This is a genomic window from Streptomyces sp. NPDC006134, from assembly GCF_040628835.1.
GTDB lineage: Bacteria > Actinomycetota > Actinomycetes > Streptomycetales > Streptomycetaceae > Streptomyces.
Genome location: NZ_JBEXTV010000022.1, coordinates 26,266 through 42,406, shown reverse-complemented (window position 1 = coordinate 42,406; position 16,141 = coordinate 26,266). Strand labels below are relative to the sequence as shown.

Annotated in this window: 13 protein-coding genes and 1 pseudogene; 7 read left to right on the top strand and 7 right to left on the bottom strand. The window is 73.3% G+C overall.

Features of this window, described 5'->3' with window-relative positions; all coding sequences use genetic code 11:
- The first annotated feature begins 311 nt into the window (after positions 1-311).
- Positions 312-2,072 (top strand): GMC family oxidoreductase, encoded by a 1,761-nt coding sequence (locus tag ABZ340_RS16670; protein ID WP_358782563.1) that lies wholly within the window; start codon positions 312-314, stop codon positions 2,070-2,072.
- 138 nt (positions 2,073-2,210) lie between these two features.
- Here ABZ340_RS16670 and ABZ340_RS16665 read toward each other — a convergent pair whose 3' ends face one another.
- Both ABZ340_RS16665 and ABZ340_RS16660 read right to left on the bottom strand, forming a co-directional pair.
- The gene (locus ABZ340_RS16665; protein WP_358782507.1) at positions 2,211-3,212 is read right to left on the bottom strand and encodes an LAETG motif-containing sortase-dependent surface protein; all 1,002 of its coding nucleotides are present in this window, start codon (positions 3,210-3,212) and stop codon (positions 2,211-2,213) included.
- 671 nt (positions 3,213-3,883) lie between these two features.
- A complete protein-coding gene (locus tag ABZ340_RS16660) occupies positions 3,884-4,390 on the bottom strand; it encodes a chorismate mutase (protein ID WP_358782506.1) in 507 nt (168 codons plus the stop codon).
- 320 nt (positions 4,391-4,710) lie between these two features.
- Here ABZ340_RS16660 and guaA point away from each other — a divergent pair, with 320 nt between their 5' ends.
- The gene (guaA, locus tag ABZ340_RS16655) at positions 4,711-6,294 is read left to right on the top strand and encodes a glutamine-hydrolyzing GMP synthase (RefSeq protein WP_358782505.1); all 1,584 of its coding nucleotides are present in this window, start codon (positions 4,711-4,713) and stop codon (positions 6,292-6,294) included.
- A gap of 10 nt (positions 6,295-6,304) precedes the next feature.
- Here the strand turns inward: guaA and ABZ340_RS16650 are convergent, their stop codons facing one another.
- Complete coding sequence (locus tag ABZ340_RS16650; protein ID WP_358782504.1) at positions 6,305-6,781, bottom strand: pyridoxamine 5'-phosphate oxidase family protein; 477 nt, start codon at positions 6,779-6,781, stop codon at positions 6,305-6,307.
- A gap of 288 nt (positions 6,782-7,069) precedes the next feature.
- On the opposite strand from ABZ340_RS16650, the gene ABZ340_RS16645 reads away from it, so the two are divergent.
- Both ABZ340_RS16645 and ABZ340_RS16640 read left to right on the top strand, forming a co-directional pair.
- Positions 7,070-8,386, top strand: coding sequence for a hypothetical protein (locus ABZ340_RS16645; protein ID WP_358782503.1), 1,317 nt, complete (start codon positions 7,070-7,072; stop codon positions 8,384-8,386).
- Between the two features lie 541 nt (positions 8,387-8,927).
- Entirely contained in the window at positions 8,928-9,443 is a 516-nt protein-coding gene (locus ABZ340_RS16640; RefSeq protein ID WP_358782502.1) for a DoxX family protein, read from the top strand.
- 7 nt (positions 9,444-9,450) lie between these two features.
- Here the strand turns inward: ABZ340_RS16640 and ABZ340_RS16635 are convergent, their stop codons facing one another.
- Both ABZ340_RS16635 and ABZ340_RS16630 read right to left on the bottom strand, forming a co-directional pair.
- Positions 9,451-9,678, bottom strand: coding sequence for a hypothetical protein (locus ABZ340_RS16635; RefSeq protein ID WP_358782501.1), 228 nt, complete (start codon positions 9,676-9,678; stop codon positions 9,451-9,453).
- Positions 9,665-11,038, bottom strand: coding sequence for a PspC domain-containing protein (locus ABZ340_RS16630; RefSeq protein ID WP_358782500.1), 1,374 nt, complete (start codon positions 11,036-11,038; stop codon positions 9,665-9,667). The genes ABZ340_RS16635 and ABZ340_RS16630 overlap by 14 nt, the downstream gene beginning before the upstream one ends.
- A 178-nt stretch (positions 11,039-11,216) precedes the next feature.
- Here ABZ340_RS16630 and ABZ340_RS16625 point away from each other — a divergent pair, with 178 nt between their 5' ends.
- Positions 11,217-12,509, top strand: coding sequence for a PspC domain-containing protein (locus ABZ340_RS16625; RefSeq protein ID WP_358782499.1), 1,293 nt, complete (start codon positions 11,217-11,219; stop codon positions 12,507-12,509).
- Positions 12,506-13,213, top strand: coding sequence for a response regulator transcription factor (locus tag ABZ340_RS16620; protein WP_358782498.1), 708 nt, complete (start codon positions 12,506-12,508; stop codon positions 13,211-13,213). The genes ABZ340_RS16625 and ABZ340_RS16620 overlap by 4 nt, the downstream gene beginning before the upstream one ends.
- Positions 13,214-13,231: 18 nt before the next feature.
- On the opposite strand, the pseudogene ABZ340_RS16615 reads toward ABZ340_RS16620, so the two are convergent.
- Positions 13,232-14,285 (bottom strand): annotated as a pseudogene (locus ABZ340_RS16615) (NlpC/P60 family protein).
- A 222-nt stretch (positions 14,286-14,507) separates the two neighbouring features.
- Here ABZ340_RS16615 and ABZ340_RS16610 point away from each other — a divergent pair.
- Positions 14,508-14,861 (top strand): hypothetical protein, encoded by a 354-nt coding sequence (locus ABZ340_RS16610; RefSeq protein WP_358782497.1) that lies wholly within the window; start codon positions 14,508-14,510, stop codon positions 14,859-14,861.
- On the opposite strand, the gene ABZ340_RS16605 is transcribed toward ABZ340_RS16610, so the two are convergent.
- Positions 14,839-15,840 (bottom strand): tellurite resistance/C4-dicarboxylate transporter family protein, encoded by a 1,002-nt coding sequence (locus tag ABZ340_RS16605; protein ID WP_358782496.1) that lies wholly within the window; start codon positions 15,838-15,840, stop codon positions 14,839-14,841. The genes ABZ340_RS16610 and ABZ340_RS16605 overlap by 23 nt on opposite strands.
- Between the last annotated feature and the right edge of the window lie 301 nt (positions 15,841-16,141).

Here is a 16,141-nt window from a genome sequence, read left to right as displayed (position 1 = left end):
CCGCCGGGAGCCGACCGGCGCGGACACGGCGCGCGCCGTCCCCGAACCGTTCTCGACGAGGAGAGCACGTGTCACAGGAGAACTCCGCGCACCACCAGGACGACAGCCGGCCCGACGACGCCCACGACGCCCACGACGCGCACGACGCCCACGACGCCCACGATGCGCACGACGGGCACGAGGCGCACGAGGCGGACGAGGCGCACGACGCGCACGAAGCGCACGACGCGCACGACGGGCACGACGCGCACGAAGCGCACGACGGCGGGTACGACGCTCACGACGACCACGACGGGTACGACTACGACGTCATCGTCGTCGGCTCCGGCTTCGGCGGCTCGGTCTCGGCGCTCCGCCTCACCGAGAAGGGCTACCGCGTCGGCGTGCTGGAGGCGGGCCGCCGCTTCACCCCCGCCACCCTGCCGAAGACCTCCTGGGACCTGAAGAACTACCTGTGGGCCCCCAGGCTCGGCATGTACGGCCTCCAGCGCATCCACCTGCTCGGGAACGTCATGGTCCTGGCGGGCGCGGGCGTGGGCGGCGGCTCCCTCAACTACGCCAATACCCTCTACGTCCCTCCGAAGCCCTTCTTCGAGGACCCCCAGTGGCGGGACATCACCGACTGGGAGGAGGAGCTGAAGCCGTACTACGACCAGGCGCGGCGCATGCTCGGCGTCCGCCTCAACCCGACGATGACCCCGTCCGACGTGCACCTGAAGGCCGCCGCCGAGCGGATGGGCGTCGGTGACACCTTCCACCTGGCGCCGGTCGGCGTCTTCTTCGGCGACGGCGAGGACGCCGACGGCACGGTGAGGGCCAGGCCCGGACAGCAGGTGCCCGACCCGTACTTCGGCGGGGCGGGACCGGCCCGCCGGGCGTGCAGCGAGTGCGGCTCGTGCATGACCGGCTGCCGGCACGGCGCGAAGAACACCCTGAACGAAAACTACCTCTACCTCGCCGAGAAGGCGGGCGCGGTCGTCCACCCCATGACGACGGTCGTGTCCGTCACGGGCGACTCCCGCGGCGGCTACGCGGTCGCCACGCTCCCCACCGACCGCAGGAGGAAGGGCGCCGGAGGCCGGGTGTTCCGGGCCCGCCGGGTCGTCCTCGCCGCCGGCACCTACGGCACCCAGACCCTCCTGCACCGCATGAAGGCGACCGGCCTGCTGCCGCACATATCCGACCGGCTGGGCGAACTGACCCGCACCAACTCCGAGGCCCTGGTCGGCGCCCTGACCGACGACCGGCGCTACCGGAAGGCCACCGGCGAGCCGAAGGCCGACTTCACCCGCGGGGTCGCCATCACGTCCTCCATCCACCCGGACGAGAACACCCACATCGAGCCGGTCCGCTACGGCAAGGGCTCCAACTCGATGGGCAGCCTGTCCATCCTCCAGGTCCCCTACGCGGCCGACGGCAAGGACCGCACCCGTGTCCTGGGCTTCCTCGGCCGTGCGGCCAAGCATCCGGTGCAGGTCCTGCGGTCGCTGTCCAACCGCCGCTGGTCGGAGCGGACCATCATCGGCCTGGTGATGCAGTCGCTGGACAACTCCCTGACGACGTATCTGAAACCGGCGGGCGTCGGCAAGGGACTGCTCACCGCCCGGCAGGGCCACGGCTCGCCCAACCCCAAGCAGATCAAGGCCGCGACCGAGGGCGCCTCGGCCCTCGCCGCCGAGATCAACGGCTTCCCGGGCTCCAACATCGGCGAGCTGATGGGCACCCCGCTCACCGCCCACTTCCTCGGCGGCTGCCCGATCGGCGCCTCCCGCGAGACCGGCGTGATCGACCCCTACCACCGCCTGTACGGCCACCCCGGCATCTCGGTCGTCGACGGCGCGGCCGTCTCCGCGAACCTGGGCGTGAACCCGTCCCTGACCATCACGGCCCAGGCGGAGCGGGCGATGGCGTACTGGCCCAACAAGGGCGAGCCCGACCCCCGCCCGGCGCAGGGCGCGGCGTACGAGCGTGTGAACCCGGTCGAGCCGAAGTCCCCGGCGGTCCCGGCGGGCGCATTCGGGGCGCTGCGGCTGCCGTTCCTCGGCATCCCGGCGGTGCCGCCGAAGAAGTAGGCGGCCGTCCCGGCGGCGGACGGCCGTCCCGGTGTCCGGTACGACGAAGGACCTGCGCCCCCCTCCGAGCGCAGGTCCTCCGGTCATGCCGGGCCAGGGCGAGCCCTGGCAACGGGTCTTACGCCTCGACGCCGGGCCTTACGCCTCGGCACCCGTCTTGCGCCGCCGCACCACGAACACGGCACCGGCACCGGCGACGACGGCGATACCGCCGACGAGGCCGATCATCGGCAGAGCCGAGCTGGAGCCGGTCTCGGCGAGGGTGCCGGTGACCTTGGGCGCGTTGGGGGCGGTGGTGCCGGCGGGCTTGTTCGGCGCGACCGGAGCCCTGCCGCCCTCGGTCGGCTTGGTGCCCTCGGTGTTCGTGCCCGCGGCCACGATCTGGAACTTGTAGGCGACGTCGCCGAAGCCGGTGCACTGGCCGTCGGTGTCGCCGTAGATGGTCGCGCCGAGCGTGAAGCCGGCGCCGACCGGGGCCTTGGACGTCACGTTGAGGCGCATCGGGATGTCGACCTCGTAGCCGGCCTCGAGCGTGGGGGTGTAGCCCACGTAACCGACGGCTTCGCCGCCCTCGTTGAGGTCCTGCCAGATCTCGGCCTCGGGGTCCCAGGCCTGCAGCTGGACCTGCTTGCTGGAGAACAGCTCCTCACCGAACTCGTCCGGGGAAGCGCCCGCGAAGTAGTCCAGGTCCTCCAGGTCGGAGTCGGAGTTGTTGAAGACGTTCAGCGAGAACTTGTGCCAGCCGCTGCCCGCCGCGATCTTGCCGGGCAGGCCCGTCATGTTGACGTCGACCTTGGAGTCCTCACAGATGGAGGGCTCGGGCTCGGGGGTCTCGGTCTCCTCGGGCGCGGAGGTGGACGGAGCCGGGGTGGACTCGGTGGCGGAGCCGCTGGGCGCGGGCGTGCTCTCGCTCGCCGACCCCGACGGGGACGGCGAGGTCGGGGTGTCGCTCGGCGTGGACGTGCTCTCGCTCGCCGACTCCGACGGGGCCGGGGACGTGCTGGTGTCGCCGGACGGCGCCGACGACTCGCTCGTGCCGGCGCTCGGCGAGGCGGACGGCGTGTCCCCGGTGGCGTACGCAGCCGGTGCAGCGAGCAGCGCCACCGGGGCTATCACTGCCGTGGCGGCGGCTGCTGCCATGGCGCGACGAAGCTTCATGAAGACCTCGGGAAGTCGGGCGCACTGCGGCGTCGCAGTACGAGAGCTGAGGGAGGCCTCCGCGCGTGGGGCGCGGTGTGGCCCTTGAGTCAGCAGGTTTGATCGGCGAGGCCGGTGAAGGGTTGTCCCCGCACTCACACAATTTTTATGTGACCTGCGTCACCAGGTGGGGGAGTGGAGGAGATGTGGGCAAGGGGAAGGGCCCCGCGGGGCGGAGTCGCGGGGCCCTTCATCGGTCGGCACCGGCGTCAGGGCGGCGCCGGTGCCCCGGGAGCGGCGCCGGGGGGTGCGCCGCTTGTCCTGCGTGTTCTTGTCCTGGGTGTTCGGACCGCTGCTGCGGCGCCGGCTCGGCGCACGGACGGTGGCCGGTTCCGGCGCGGCCGTTCGGTACGGTCCTGGACGTTTTCCGCCGGCCGGCCCCGGGCGTCCCCGGGGCCGGCCGTTCTCTTGGGTGACCGGGCTGCTGTCCCCTGCCGTCCGGTCACCTTCCTGGAGCGAGGTCCCACGACGCACAGCACGATCCGTGCGTCTCATCGCTCCAGTGAGCCACGCGTGGTTCTACTCGGGCCCGCCCCTGGCTGGCACGGACACCCGGACCAACGAAACGGCTCCGGCCGCGGTCACGCGCCGTACGGGTGAGAACGGTCCCGAACTCAGATGCGACCGCGGCACAGCTCCAGCAGCGTCATCGCGAGGGCCGTGCCCGGCTTGCCCAGCGCGTCCCGGTAGTGGCCGAGGACCTCCATCTCGCGGGAGAGGTTCACCCGCCGGCCGCCGGAGGTGATCCGGGCCTCCTGGATGACGGCGGAGACCGCCATCCGCTCCTGGACCAGGCCGATGATCCGGTCGTCGAGGGCGTCGATGCGCTCACGGGCACCGGCGATCACGTCGGCGGCCTCGGGGGTGCGGGCGCCGGTGCGGTCGGCGGTGCGGTCGGCGGTGCCGTCTGCGGCGCCGTCTGCGGTCCGGCCCGCGGTCCGGCCCGCGGTCCGGTTCTCGGCGGTCGCGGCGGGGGGCTCCGCGGGGGCCGTGGCGGGGGTCGCGGTCGGGGGCGCGGCTGTGGTGGTGACGGTCGGGGCCGGGGCTGTGGTGGTGACGGTCGGGGCCGGGGCTGTGGTGGTGGCGGTCGGGGTCGGGGCTGTGGTGGTGACGGTCGTCATGTCGGCTCCTCGTCGAGGGGTGGGGCCGCCCCGGAGCGACAGGACCCGGAGAACGACAGGCGCCCCGGGCCTTGTCGGCCCGGGGCGCCTGGGAAGTCGCTTGTCAGTTGCTCAAGCAGCACGACCATGGCAGCCGGCGGGCCGGATGCCATAGGTAAAGACGAAGGTCTGGTGCGTGAGCATGCGGCCAGTATGCCGTGTGCCGCGGGGGAGTCCAACGGGGGCCGCATGGTGAGACGCGGGTGACGGGAAGGTCTCCTGCGCCCACCCCGTTAGAATTGGTGATGAAGACCCCCGCCCAAACCGCCGGAAGGCACCCTGTGTCATCAGCGACTCCCGCTGCCAGCGCCGCTCCCGACACCGTTCTGGTCGTCGACTTCGGCGCGCAGTACGCCCAGCTCATCGCCCGTCGCGTCCGCGAGGCCCGGGTCTACAGCGAGATCGTGCCGAGCACCATGCCGGTCGAGGAGATGCTCGCCAAGAACCCGGCGGCCATCATCCTCTCCGGTGGCCCCTCGTCCGTCTACGAGCCGGGCGCCCCCACCGTCGACCGCTCCCTGTTCGAGGCCGGTGTCCCCGTCTTCGGCATGTGCTACGGCTTCCAGCTGATGGCGCAGTCGCTGGGCGGCCAGGTCGACAACACCGGCGCCCGCGAGTACGGCCGGACCGACCTGCACGTGGCGAAGTCGTCCTCCACGCTCTTCGAGGGCACCCCGGAGGAGCAGGCCGTGTGGATGTCGCACGGCGACGCCTGCTCCGCCGCCCCCGAGGGCTTCGCCGTCACCGCCTCCACGGACGTCGTCCCGGTCGCCGCGTTCGAGAACGACGAGAAGAAGCTCTACGGCGTCCAGTACCACCCCGAGGTGATGCACTCCACGCACGGGCAGCAGGTGCTGGAGCACTTCCTGTACCGGGGCGCCGGCCTCCGGCCGAACTGGACCACCGGCAACGTCATCGAGGAGCAGGTCGCCGCGATCCGCGAGCTGGTCGGCGACAAGCGCGCCATCTGCGGCCTGTCCGGCGGTGTGGACTCCGCCGTCGCCGCGGCCTTGGTCCAGAAGGCCATCGGCTCCCAGCTGACCTGCGTCTACGTCGACCACGGCCTGATGCGCAAGGGCGAGACCGAGCAGGTCGAGAAGGACTTCGTCGCCGCGACCGGCGTGCAGCTCAAGGTCGTGGACGCGAGCGAGCGGTTCCTGGACGCGCTCAAGGGGGTCACCGACCCCGAGGAGAAGCGGAAGATCATCGGCCGGGAGTTCATCCGGGTCTTCGAGCAGGCCCAGGCCGAGATCATCGCGGACGAGGGCCCGGCGGTGGAGTTCCTCGTCCAGGGCACCCTCTACCCCGACGTGGTCGAGTCCGGCGGTGGCACCGGCACCGCCAACATCAAGTCCCACCACAACGTCGGCGGTCTGCCCGAGGACCTCGAGTTCAAGCTGATCGAGCCGCTGCGCAAGCTGTTCAAGGACGAGGTCCGGATGGTCGGCAAGGAGCTCGGCCTGCCGGAGGAGATCGTCCAGCGCCAGCCGTTCCCGGGCCCGGGCCTCGGCATCCGGATCGTCGGCGAGGTCACCAAGGAGCGGCTGGACCTGCTCCGCGAGGCCGACGCCATCGCCCGCGAGGAGCTGACGGCGGCCGGCCTCGACCGTGACATCTGGCAGTGCCCGGTGGTCCTGCTCGCGGACGTCCGCTCCGTCGGCGTCCAGGGCGACGGCCGGACCTACGGCCACCCGATCGTCCTGCGCCCGGTCTCCTCCGAGGACGCCATGACGGCCGACTGGTCGCGCCTGCCGTACGACGTCCTCGCCCGGATCTCCACCCGGATCACCAACGAGGTCAAGGACGTCAACCGGGTCGTCCTCGACGTGACGTCGAAGCCGCCGGGGACGATCGAGTGGGAGTGAGCCCTCCCTGCTACGTGCGCTTGACGGTGCGCAAGGGCTCACCGGGCTTCCAGACCTGGACGACGAGGTACGTGTCGTCCTCGACGTAGGTCCGCGTGACCTCCGTCAGCTCGGTGCGGAAGAGGTGGAACGGCTGCGGCGGTTCCACCTCTTTCGCGTACCCGGCCTTCGTCTGCGGATCGTCGACCTCGATCGCCCGCCCGCTGATCCTGACGTCGCCGCCGCCCATGCCGGTGCCTTCGCCCGGGTTCGCCTGCAGCGCGAAGCGCGGATCGCGGCGCAGGTCGAGGGCCTTCAGCGAGTTCGGCATCATGGCGAGCCACAGCTCGCCGTCCAGGAAGCGCACCTCCAGCCCGCTGGTGCGCGGCGAGCCGTCCTTGCGCAGGGTCGCGAGGACGTGGTGGGTGTGGGCGCCGAAGCGCGCTTCCACGGTGGCGGCCAGCGCGGGCTCGGCGGTGGCGAAGGTGTTCCAGCTTTTTTCAGCCATACGGTGAGGGTGCCGAAGAAAGCCGACATCTTCTGTCTTCTTTGCGTCGGCTTCTCGGGGTGCCCAGCTTCTCGGGGTGTCCAGCTTCTCGGGGCGTCAGGTTCTCAGGGCGTCAGGTTCTCGGGTCAACGGGGCCGGTCATGGCTCACCCGTGCTGGCCAGAGCGGGCCGGGAACGGGGCGCGGGGTGGGTGACCTGGTGCACAATTCGTCCTCGGCACACGGGAGTTGTGTGCCGCGTGGGGTGCGCAGCGGTGTGTGAAGGGCGTGGGGAAGGCGGGCGTCGGGCGTGGTGGTGCGGGAGGCTGGGCCGGGCGGTGCGAGGGCCGATGCGGGGGCCGGTGCGGGGTGCGGCACGGGTGCGGGTGTTCATGGGGGTGGCTGCACCTGCGGGGACTGTCCGCTCGGGGCTCGTGAAGGGCATCGGCGGGCGGTGGCCGACCTGCTCGTCAAGCGGGAGGAGTTCGCTGCCGGACGGGGGCTCCCGGCCGCCGTGGCGCACTCGGCCCCGGCCTCCCGGCAGTGGATCTCCGAGGAGCTGACCCAGGCCGCCGAACTCGTCGCCGAGCGCGGCCGGGTCGAAGGAGAAGTCCGGCTGGCGGGCCTGTGGCGCCGGACGGTCGGTGTGGTGTGGGCGGCGGTCGTCCTGCTGCTGCTCGCGCAGGCGCTCACCGCGATCGAGGCCGGATGGACGGCGGCGCGCACCGCCGGGCTGGCCGCGGCGCTGGTCGTGGCCGGTGCGCTGACAGCGGCGTCGTGGTTCCACCGGGCGTGGGGCGGTGCGCTGGCGCCGGTGATCGGCGAGGACAACCGGCTGTCCACGTCGCGTGCCGTCGCGGCGGCGTGGGTGCTGTTCGTCGCCTACGCGGTGCTCGTACTGGCCGGGCGCTTGGCGATGGCTCCGGGGCGTGGTGAGCGGGACGTGTTGGTCTCCGGTCTCGCTCTTGCCCGGGGAGCCGGAGTGGTGACCGTGCTGGCGGTGGTGTGCGGGGTCGCCGTGCTGGTGCGGCGGGTGGTGACGCTGCGAGTGCTGGGGCAGAGACTGCAGAAGGTACGGGCGGACCGGCCGCGGGCCGCCGATCTGCTGACGGACGACTCGGGGCGGGGGGCCTTCGCCGACATCCAGTACGTCGTGATCAGCGCCGTCGCCCTGACGTTCGCGGCGGTGCGGCTGGTGCGGCGGCCGGACCGGTTGCCGGACCTGCCGTGGGGGCTGGCGGTGGTGGTGCTGGTGTCGGCGGCGACCTACCTGGCCGGGAAGTACGCCGAGGGTGGGCGGCCGGTGATCCTGTCGGTCGTGCGGGCACGGGAGGTCGGTGACCTGGACGCGGCCGTGCGCACCGGCGACGACATCGAGATCCGGGGGGCGGGTTTCGTGCCACCGGGGGCGGAGCGGGCGGATCGCCTGTCGCGGATGGTGGTCCGCATCGGGGCGGTGAACGTCCATGTGCCGCTGGTGCCGGTGACCGGAGGGTTCCGCAACCCCACGGACACGCTGCTGACCGTGCCGGTGCCGGCGGATGTGGAGCCGGGGCGGGTGGAGGTGCAGGTGGTGACGGTGGCGGGGGTGGAGACGAACCGGTACGTGATCGACGTGGTGGAGTGACGGGGCCTCCGGCGGCGGGGCGGAGTGCTGCGCCGGCTGGGCGGGGGCGCCTGCGGGGCGCTGAGCCGGCTGGGCGGGGGCGCCTGCGGGGCGCTGCGCCGGCTGGGCGGGAGCGCCTGCGGCGTGGCTGTGCGGCTGGACGGGGGTGCCTGCAGCGTATGTGCGGGTTCGGCGGGTGTGCGCGTAGCGCCTGCTCGTGATGGGTGGGGTGGGTCGGGCCGCGTCGGGGGCTGTCCTCGGAACGGCGCGGAATCGGTCGGTCGAAGAGGGGCCCGGGTCGACGCGCCAACCGCTGTGGGCGGACACCCTCGGCACGTCCCTTCCGCCGCGGGCGACCGCGGCTCCGTCCAACGGGGAGGCCGCCCGGCCGCGGGCGGTACCTCGTCAGCGCCGGGCTGCGCGATACCCGGTGGTCACCCCGGCGCCGGGCGACGAGGGAGGAGGAAAGGGCCCCGTTCGGGAAGGAAACGTGGTCCGCGGGTCGTACGTATGGTCTGGTGGGGAAGTCTGGGCACGCGCGGGCGAGAGGCGGCTGGCAGCGATGACTCACGGAATGCGTACGGACACGCACACGGCTCACCCCGGTGGCGGCGGAGACTGGCGTGACAGAGCCACCCGGTACGCCCTGCTTCCCCTGCGGGTCTTCCTGGGCGTCACCTTCCTCTACGCGGGCCTGGACAAACTCACCGACAGCTCCTTCATGAAGGACGCGGGTGCCGGTTCCGTCGGTGAGATGATGCGGGCGGTCCGGGACTCCTCGGCCATCCCCGCCTTGGTCGATCTGTCCCTGAAGAGCCCGGTGGGGTTCGGGTACGCCATCGCCTTCGGGGAACTGGCCGTCGGCATCGGGACGCTGCTCGGGCTGTTCGCGCGTCTGGCCGCGCTCGGAGGGGCGCTGATCTCCCTCAGCCTGTGGCTGACCGTGAGCTGGGCCTCGGACCCGTACTACTACGGCAACGACCTCCCGTATCTCATGGCGTGGATTCCTCTCGTCCTCGCGGGGGCGCCGCTGCTGTCGGTGGACGTCGCGCGGCGTCGGGCCGGCGGGCACCAGTAGGGCGTGGTCAGCGCGACGGGGGCGCGTCGGTGCCGGCGCGGGCCGCGCGGCGGCGTCTGTTCCGGGTCAGTGCGGCGGTGGCGCCGGCCAGGCAGAGGCCGCCGACGATGACGGGGAGGGGCGCGAACCACGGGGTCTGCCAGAGGCCGCCCGCGTCCCCGGCGTGGATGACGCCCGCCAGGACCAGGAAGACACCGGCGATCAGCCTTCCGGGCTGGAACTCATGACGCAGCACGGCTCACCTCCGCCTGTCCCACACCGACACCGAGGTCGAGGTCGAGTGTGCCGGTGTCCCCGCCGCCCGGGGCGGGGGACAGGATCACCTCCTTGTGCTTGCCCGGAGCCACGTCCACGTCCTTCCGGTTGTCGCCCGGCAACTGGATGTCACCCACTCCCACGTCGATGCTCAGCCGTACGGTCACGTCCTGGGGCACGACCACGCGTATCCGGCCCACGCCCACGTCGGCCCGTGTGGTCACCGTCTGCCCGTCGGCGACGCGGAGGCGGGACAGGTCCAGAGTGCCGACGCCGGCCCCCACGTCGTACGCGGGGCGGACGTCGGCCGACGTGGCGGGGGTCCATCTGGTGTGCGTCCAGTGGGTCCCGATGTTCTCGGGCAGGGCCGCCGCACCGGTCAGCAGGACCGCCGTGACGATCGCCAGGAAGATCGATCCGGCCCCTGTACGGCCGAGGAAGGCGCTGACGGCGATGCCGAGGCCGAAGACGACGAGCGCGCAGGACAGGCCGGTCTGGAGACTGGTGCCGAGGGGGTGATCCTCCCAGGCCAGCCGTGTGCCGAGACCGCCGGCGAGCAGGGCGAGCAGGAAGACCCAGCCGCCGATCCAGCGCGGGCCGTGCGGCTCGGGCGGCCGGGGGCGCCGGGCCCGTATGCCTTCCCGGCCGGTTCCGTGGCCGGTGAGGCGGACGTCGGTGACTGCCGCGAGGTCGGGGGCGTGGGAGTCCCCGGGGCCCCACAGGTATCCCGTGCCGCCGGTGTGCGTGCCGTCCTTGACGATGGGGTCGCGCCACCAGGACGGGTAGGTGAGGGAGACGGGGGGCGCCTGGGGCTCCGGCGGGGCGTCGGCGGCGGCCTGGGCGGCGAGGGGGTCCGGGCCCGCGGCGCCGCGCTGCCGTGACCAGTACCCGGCGCCCGCCAGGAGGAGGGAGAGGACGACGGCGAACGTCAGCACCCCGCCGTTGTGCAGCATTGTCAGGAACACACCGCAGCCGACCAGCGCGAACAGCACGGCTGCCAGTGCCTGACCGTCGACCCGGCCGGTCAGCAGCTTGCGCACCTCGTTCTCGTCCTCGTCGTCGGAGGGGACGAAGAGCCAGGCGAAGCCGTAGAAGACGAGGCCGAGGCCGCCGGTCGCGGAGAGCACCGCCAGGGTGATCCGGAAGATCACCGGGTCCATGTCGTACTGCCGCCCCAGCCCGGAGCACACGCCGGCGAGCATCTTGAACCGCGGGTCGCGCCGGAACGCCCGGGGTGACCCGGGCCCGGCGGGCGCGGTGTCCTGCGGCCCGCCGGCCGGCCGGGAGCGCGGGCCGGAGCCGGGTCCCGGACTCGTCGGGGCGTGCTCGTGATCGGTCATGGGTCCATGGTGACGGGCGCGGCGGGGCGGCGGGAGCGGGAACGACCCTGGCCGGACCCTGAAATCGGCCCTGAGGGCGGGCAGGGACGGAGCGCGAGCGCCGCCGCGCCGAAGATCAGGGGAGTCTCCGGGGCGGACCCTGATGCCCGGGGCATGCGGCCGTGTGACCATCGTTGGCATGCCGGAAGCCGCAGCAGCGCCACTCGACGAACCGCGGCCGCCGCGCAAGCTCTACCGCAGCAGCGACGGACGCTGGCTGGGTGGCGTGGCGCGGGGGATCGCCGGGCACCTCGGGCTGCCCGTGATCTGGGTACGGCTCGTCTTCGTCGGCCTGTTCATGGCCGACGGCCTGGGTGCGCTGCTGTACGCCGCGTTCTGGTTCTTCGTCCCGCTGGGGGTCGGCGGCGTCGAGGCGAGGAAGCCGCCGTCCCTGGTGACGGCCGAGACCTCGCCGGACGGCCGCCGCAGACTCGTCGCCCGCAAACCGGACAGGGGCCAGATCGTCGCCCTCCTCCTCATGGTCGTCGTGGCCATGGTCTTCGTGGGCAACGTCAACGTCGGCGGCGGCGCCAAGGCCTACCTCTGGCCTGCCGTGCTCGTCGGCGCGGGCGTCGCCCTCGTCTGGCGCCAGGCGGACAACGCCCGCCGGGCCCGCTGGATGGAGGTCGGACGCAAGCGGCGCACGGTCACCCTGCTGCGGGCCGTGGCGGGCGTGCTGCTGGTCGCGGCCGGTGTCTCCGGCATGTTCGTCCTGCAGGGCTCCGCCGCCCACCTCGGTTCCGTCCTGCAGGCCGCCCTCGCAGTCCTGGTCGGCATCACGCTCCTCGCCGGCCCCTATCTGGTGCGCATGACCCAGGACCTCTCCGAGGAGCGGCTGATGCGCATCCGCGCCCAGGAGCGCGCCGAGGTCGCCGCCCACGTCCACGACTCCGTGCTGCACACCCTGACCCTGATCCAGCGCAACGCCGACAACCCGGGCGAGGTGCGCCGCCTGGCCCGGGCCCAGGAGCGCGACCTGCGCGCCTGGCTCTACAACCCCGAGGGCAACGGCAAGGACGAGGCCGACGAGCCCACCACCCTCGCCGACGCCGTGCGGCGCAACGCCGCCGAGGTGGAGGACAAGCACGGTGTCCCCCTGGAGGTCGTCGTGGTCGGCGACTGCCCGCTGGACGAGAGGATCGGCGCACAGATGCAAGCCGCGCGCGAAGCGATGGTGAACGCCGCCAAGTACGGTGGCGAGGGCGGCGCCGTTCAGGTCTACGCCGAAGTCGAGGGCAGTACGGTCTTCGTGTCCGTCCGGGACCGCGGCCCCGGCTTCGATCTCGACTCGATACCCGCCGACCGCATGGGTGTCAGAGAATCGATCATCGGCCGCATGGAGCGCAACGGCGGTACGGCGCGGCTGCGCGCGGTGCCGGGCGGCGGCACGGAGGTCGAGCTGGAGATGGAGAGGGCGGAGAAGACGTCATGAGCGACCCGACCGAGGCGAACGGGACGGCGGGCGGCGCGGGCGGGCGCCATGTGCGCGTCGTCCTCGTCGACGACCACCGCATGTTCCGTACGGGAGTGCAGGCCGAGATCGGCCGGACCGAGGAGACCGGTGTCGAGGTCGTCGGCGAGGCCGCCGACGTCGACCAGGCGGTCACGGTCATCACCGCGACCCGGCCCGAGGTGGTCCTCCTCGATGTGCACCTGCCGGGCGGCGGCGGTGTCGAAGTGCTGCGCCGTTGCGCGGCGTTGACGGCCGACACCGAGCGGCCGGTCCGGTTCCTCGCCCTGTCCGTCTCGGACGCGGCGGAGGACGTGATCGGCGTGATCCGCGGCGGTGCCCGCGGGTACGTGACCAAGACGATCACGGGCTCGGACCTGGTCGACTCCATCTTCCGTGTGCAGGAGGGCGACGCGGTCTTCTCCCCGCGCCTGGCCGGCTTCGTCCTGGACGCCTTCGCCTCGACCGACGCCCCGCCGGTCGACGAGGACCTCGACCGCCTCACCCAGCGGGAACGCGAGGTGCTGCGGCTCATCGCCCGCGGATACGCGTACAAGGAGATCGCCAAGCAGCTGTTCATCTCCGTGAAGACGGTCGAGTCCCACGTGTCGGCGGTCCTCAGGAAGCTCCAGCTGTCCAACCGCCACGAGCTGACCCGCTGGGCGACGGCCCGGCGGCTGGTGTGACCGCCGCGGCCGGACCGGTCACACGACCCGCGTCGCCCCGGCGAACGGCATCCGGTCGATGGGGGCCGTCCGGACCGGGGCCGAAGGGCTGGGGGCGTGGATCATCCGGCCGCCGCCCACGTAGATGCCGACGTGGCTGATGCCGGAGTAGAAGAACACCAGGTCGCCCGGGAGGAGTCCGGAGCGGGAGACGCGGCGGCCGGCGCCGATCTGGGCGTAGGTCGTGCGGGGCAGAAAGACGCCGGCCGCGCGGTACGCCGCCTGGACGAGGCCCGAGCAGTCGAAGGCGTCCGGTCCGGTCGCGCCCCAGACGTAAGGGCTGCCGATCTTCCGGTGGGCGTAGGCGACGGCCGCCGCGGCCCGGGAGCCGGGCGCCCGCACCGATGCGGGTGCCGGCCCGCCCTCCCCGGCGCCCGGTGACGAGCGGGGGGCCCGGCCCGTTCCTGCGCCGGGCCGTGCGCCCTTCCCGGCCGGCAGCTCCGACAGCAGCCGGCGGGCCGCGTCCAGCTTCCCGGTGATCGTGGTGCGGTGACGTTCCAGCTCCGCCTGCCGCGACCGCAGCCCGGCCACCTCCACGCGGGCGGCCCCGCGCAGCCGCTCGATCTCCCCCAGGTGCTCGCGTACGCGCGCGACGGCGGCCGCCTGCCTGCTGCCCGCCCGTTCGGCCGGCGCCGCTCCCCGGAGGTAGCCGTCGGGGTCTTCGGACAGGACGAGCTGCAGCGCGGGATCGAGGCCGCCGCCGCGGCACTGCGCCGCCGCGGCCGTCCCCAGGGCCCTGCGCGCCGCGTTGAGCCGTTCCTGCCGGCGTGCCGCGGCGTCCTGCAGCGCTGCCAGCCGCCGTCCGGCCTCCCGCGCCCTCTCCTTCGCGCCGTTGTACTTCTCGGTGGCGACCTCCGCCTCCCGGTACAGCTCGTCCACCTCGGCCCGGACCCGCGCCGGTCCGGTCCGGCTCGGCGTACCCGGTCCCGTCCAGGCCGGCCGCGGTCGCCGCGCCCGTGAGGACGATCGTGGCGGCGATCCGGGCCGTGCCACCGCCCGCCGCGCGCTGCCGGGACCTGCGGTGCGCTGCCACTGACTCCACGTCCTTTCCGTACGGGTCGTACGTCCGCCGGGAGGCCGGTGCCGCCGGCCCGGAGGCCGGGCGAGCGGACGTACCGGCGGTCGGCCGGTCCGGCGGCGACGGATACGGGGGAGCGGGCCGCCGCCGGACCCTCTCGGCGGTGGCGGACCGGGGGTGGGCCGGTGGCGGGCCGGTGTCGGGTGGTGTCCGCGCCCGGGATTAGGCTCCGGCCTCATGGACGTACTCATCCACCTCTTCGTCGGCCTGCACATCATCGGCATCGCGGCGCTGCTCGGCGGCTTCCTGACCCAGATGAAGGCGATGGGCCAGGGCGCGGCGCGCTTCGGCCCCGCGATGCTGCACGGCGCGCTGACGATGCTGGTCACCGGGGTGATCCTGGTCGGCCTCAACCAGGCCGACGACCAGCCGGTCGACAACATCAAGATCGGCGTGAAGCTGGCCCTGCTGATCGTGATTCTCGGCCTGGTCTATGTGAAGCGGGACGAGGAGCGGGTGGACAAGGGCCTGTTCGGGCTGGTCGGGCTGCTGACCATGGCGAACGTCTTCATCGCCGTGCTGTGGACCTGACCGTGTCCTCGGCGGCGGGCGACCGCAGCCCGTCCCGCGCGGACGCGACCGCGCCCGCGGCGACCGCCAGCCACGCGGCCACCGCGAGCCACAGCAGTACCCGGCCGGGCCCGTCCAGCCACGGGACGTCGACGGCGGCGGCGACGGACAGCGTCGCCGCCGCCGTCATGCCCATCGGGAAGACGGTCGCCCAGCGGCGCACGTCGTAACGGATCCGCGGCCACACCAGCTCGGCGGCGAGGAGGACGGCGTACCAGGCCATGTCGAGCACGAGCAGCACGACGGACACGGTGCGCAGGACGCCGGTGTCGTCGTCGTTCCACAGGTTCAGATCAGTGTTCGAGGCGGCCAGCAGCCTGGCCCCCGCGAGCGCCGAGATGGCGAGCGCGCCGGCCGCGATCCAGTGGTCCCCGGCACCCACCGCCACCTGCCGCGGATCGAAACGGACCAGGGCGACGAGGTAGAGGACGAGCCCCAGCCAGAACAGCACCAGGGCCGCGTACGCGAGCCAGGCCGCCGAGGAGAGGGGGGCCAGCGTCGCGCCGAGCACGGCGAGGCCCTGCGTGGCCACGCAGCCGAGGAACACCGCCCCGGGCATGTGCCGCCCCCAGTGCCGTACGACCAGGCAGAGCAGCCCCGGCCACAGCACCGCGGCCAGCGCCAGCAGCGCCTGCGCCGTGGACCGCCAGCCGAGCTGGGCGAAGCGGGTGCCGAGCACGGTCGTGGCGGCGACGGCGGTGAGCGCGCCCGGCGTCCCCGCCCGCGCCACCCACTGCGCCCGCTCGCGCAGCAGCAGGAAGCCGAAGTTCACGGCCAGCCCGAGCCAGGCGGCGCAGGCCAGGACCAGCGCGAGACGGGACAGGAACTCGTGCCCCGTCAGATGCAGCCCGACCGACACGATGCCGGTCGCCATCACGGCGGCACCGGCCGCCGGCGGGCGCTGCACCCACCAGGCGCGCAGGGGGGAGGTGCCGGACATGGGGCGATGCTAGGCAGCCGGGCGCCTGCCGGAGGCGGGCCACGCGCGCGTGCACGGCGAAAACGCCCGACTGCCCCGGTCCGGGCCGGCACACCGGGCCGGGCGCGCGGTGCCTCACCCGGCGCCGTGCCCCGCCCCGGAGCCCGCGGCGTGACCAAGGTCTCAGGGGGCGGGAGAGCGGCCCGGAGGCTCCTCTTCCGGGCCCGTGGACGGGGGACCGCGCGGCGGGAGGGCGGACGGGCGGAGCGGGGATGTTCCCGGGACGGCGGCCGGTTGTCGGCGGGGCGCCCTAGACTCGGAG

Coding starts and splice junctions, on each gene's coding strand:
- ABZ340_RS16665 (WP_358782507.1), bottom strand. CDS start 3,212: ATGGCAGCAGCCGCCGCCACGGCAGTGATAGCCCCGGTGGCGCTGCTC.
- ABZ340_RS16660 (WP_358782506.1), bottom strand. CDS start 4,390: ATGACGACCGTCACCACCACAGCCCCGACCCCGACCGCCACCACCACA.
- ABZ340_RS16650 (WP_358782504.1), bottom strand. CDS start 6,781: ATGGCTGAAAAAAGCTGGAACACCTTCGCCACCGCCGAGCCCGCGCTG.
- ABZ340_RS16640 (WP_358782502.1), top strand. CDS start 8,928: ATGACTCACGGAATGCGTACGGACACGCACACGGCTCACCCCGGTGGC.
- ABZ340_RS16630 (WP_358782500.1), bottom strand. CDS start 11,038: ATGACCGATCACGAGCACGCCCCGACGAGTCCGGGACCCGGCTCCGGC.
- ABZ340_RS16625 (WP_358782499.1), top strand. CDS start 11,217: ATGCCGGAAGCCGCAGCAGCGCCACTCGACGAACCGCGGCCGCCGCGC.
- ABZ340_RS16620 (WP_358782498.1), top strand. CDS start 12,506: ATGAGCGACCCGACCGAGGCGAACGGGACGGCGGGCGGCGCGGGCGGG.
- ABZ340_RS16610 (WP_358782497.1), top strand. CDS start 14,508: ATGGACGTACTCATCCACCTCTTCGTCGGCCTGCACATCATCGGCATC.
- ABZ340_RS16605 (WP_358782496.1), bottom strand. CDS start 15,840: ATGTCCGGCACCTCCCCCCTGCGCGCCTGGTGGGTGCAGCGCCCGCCG.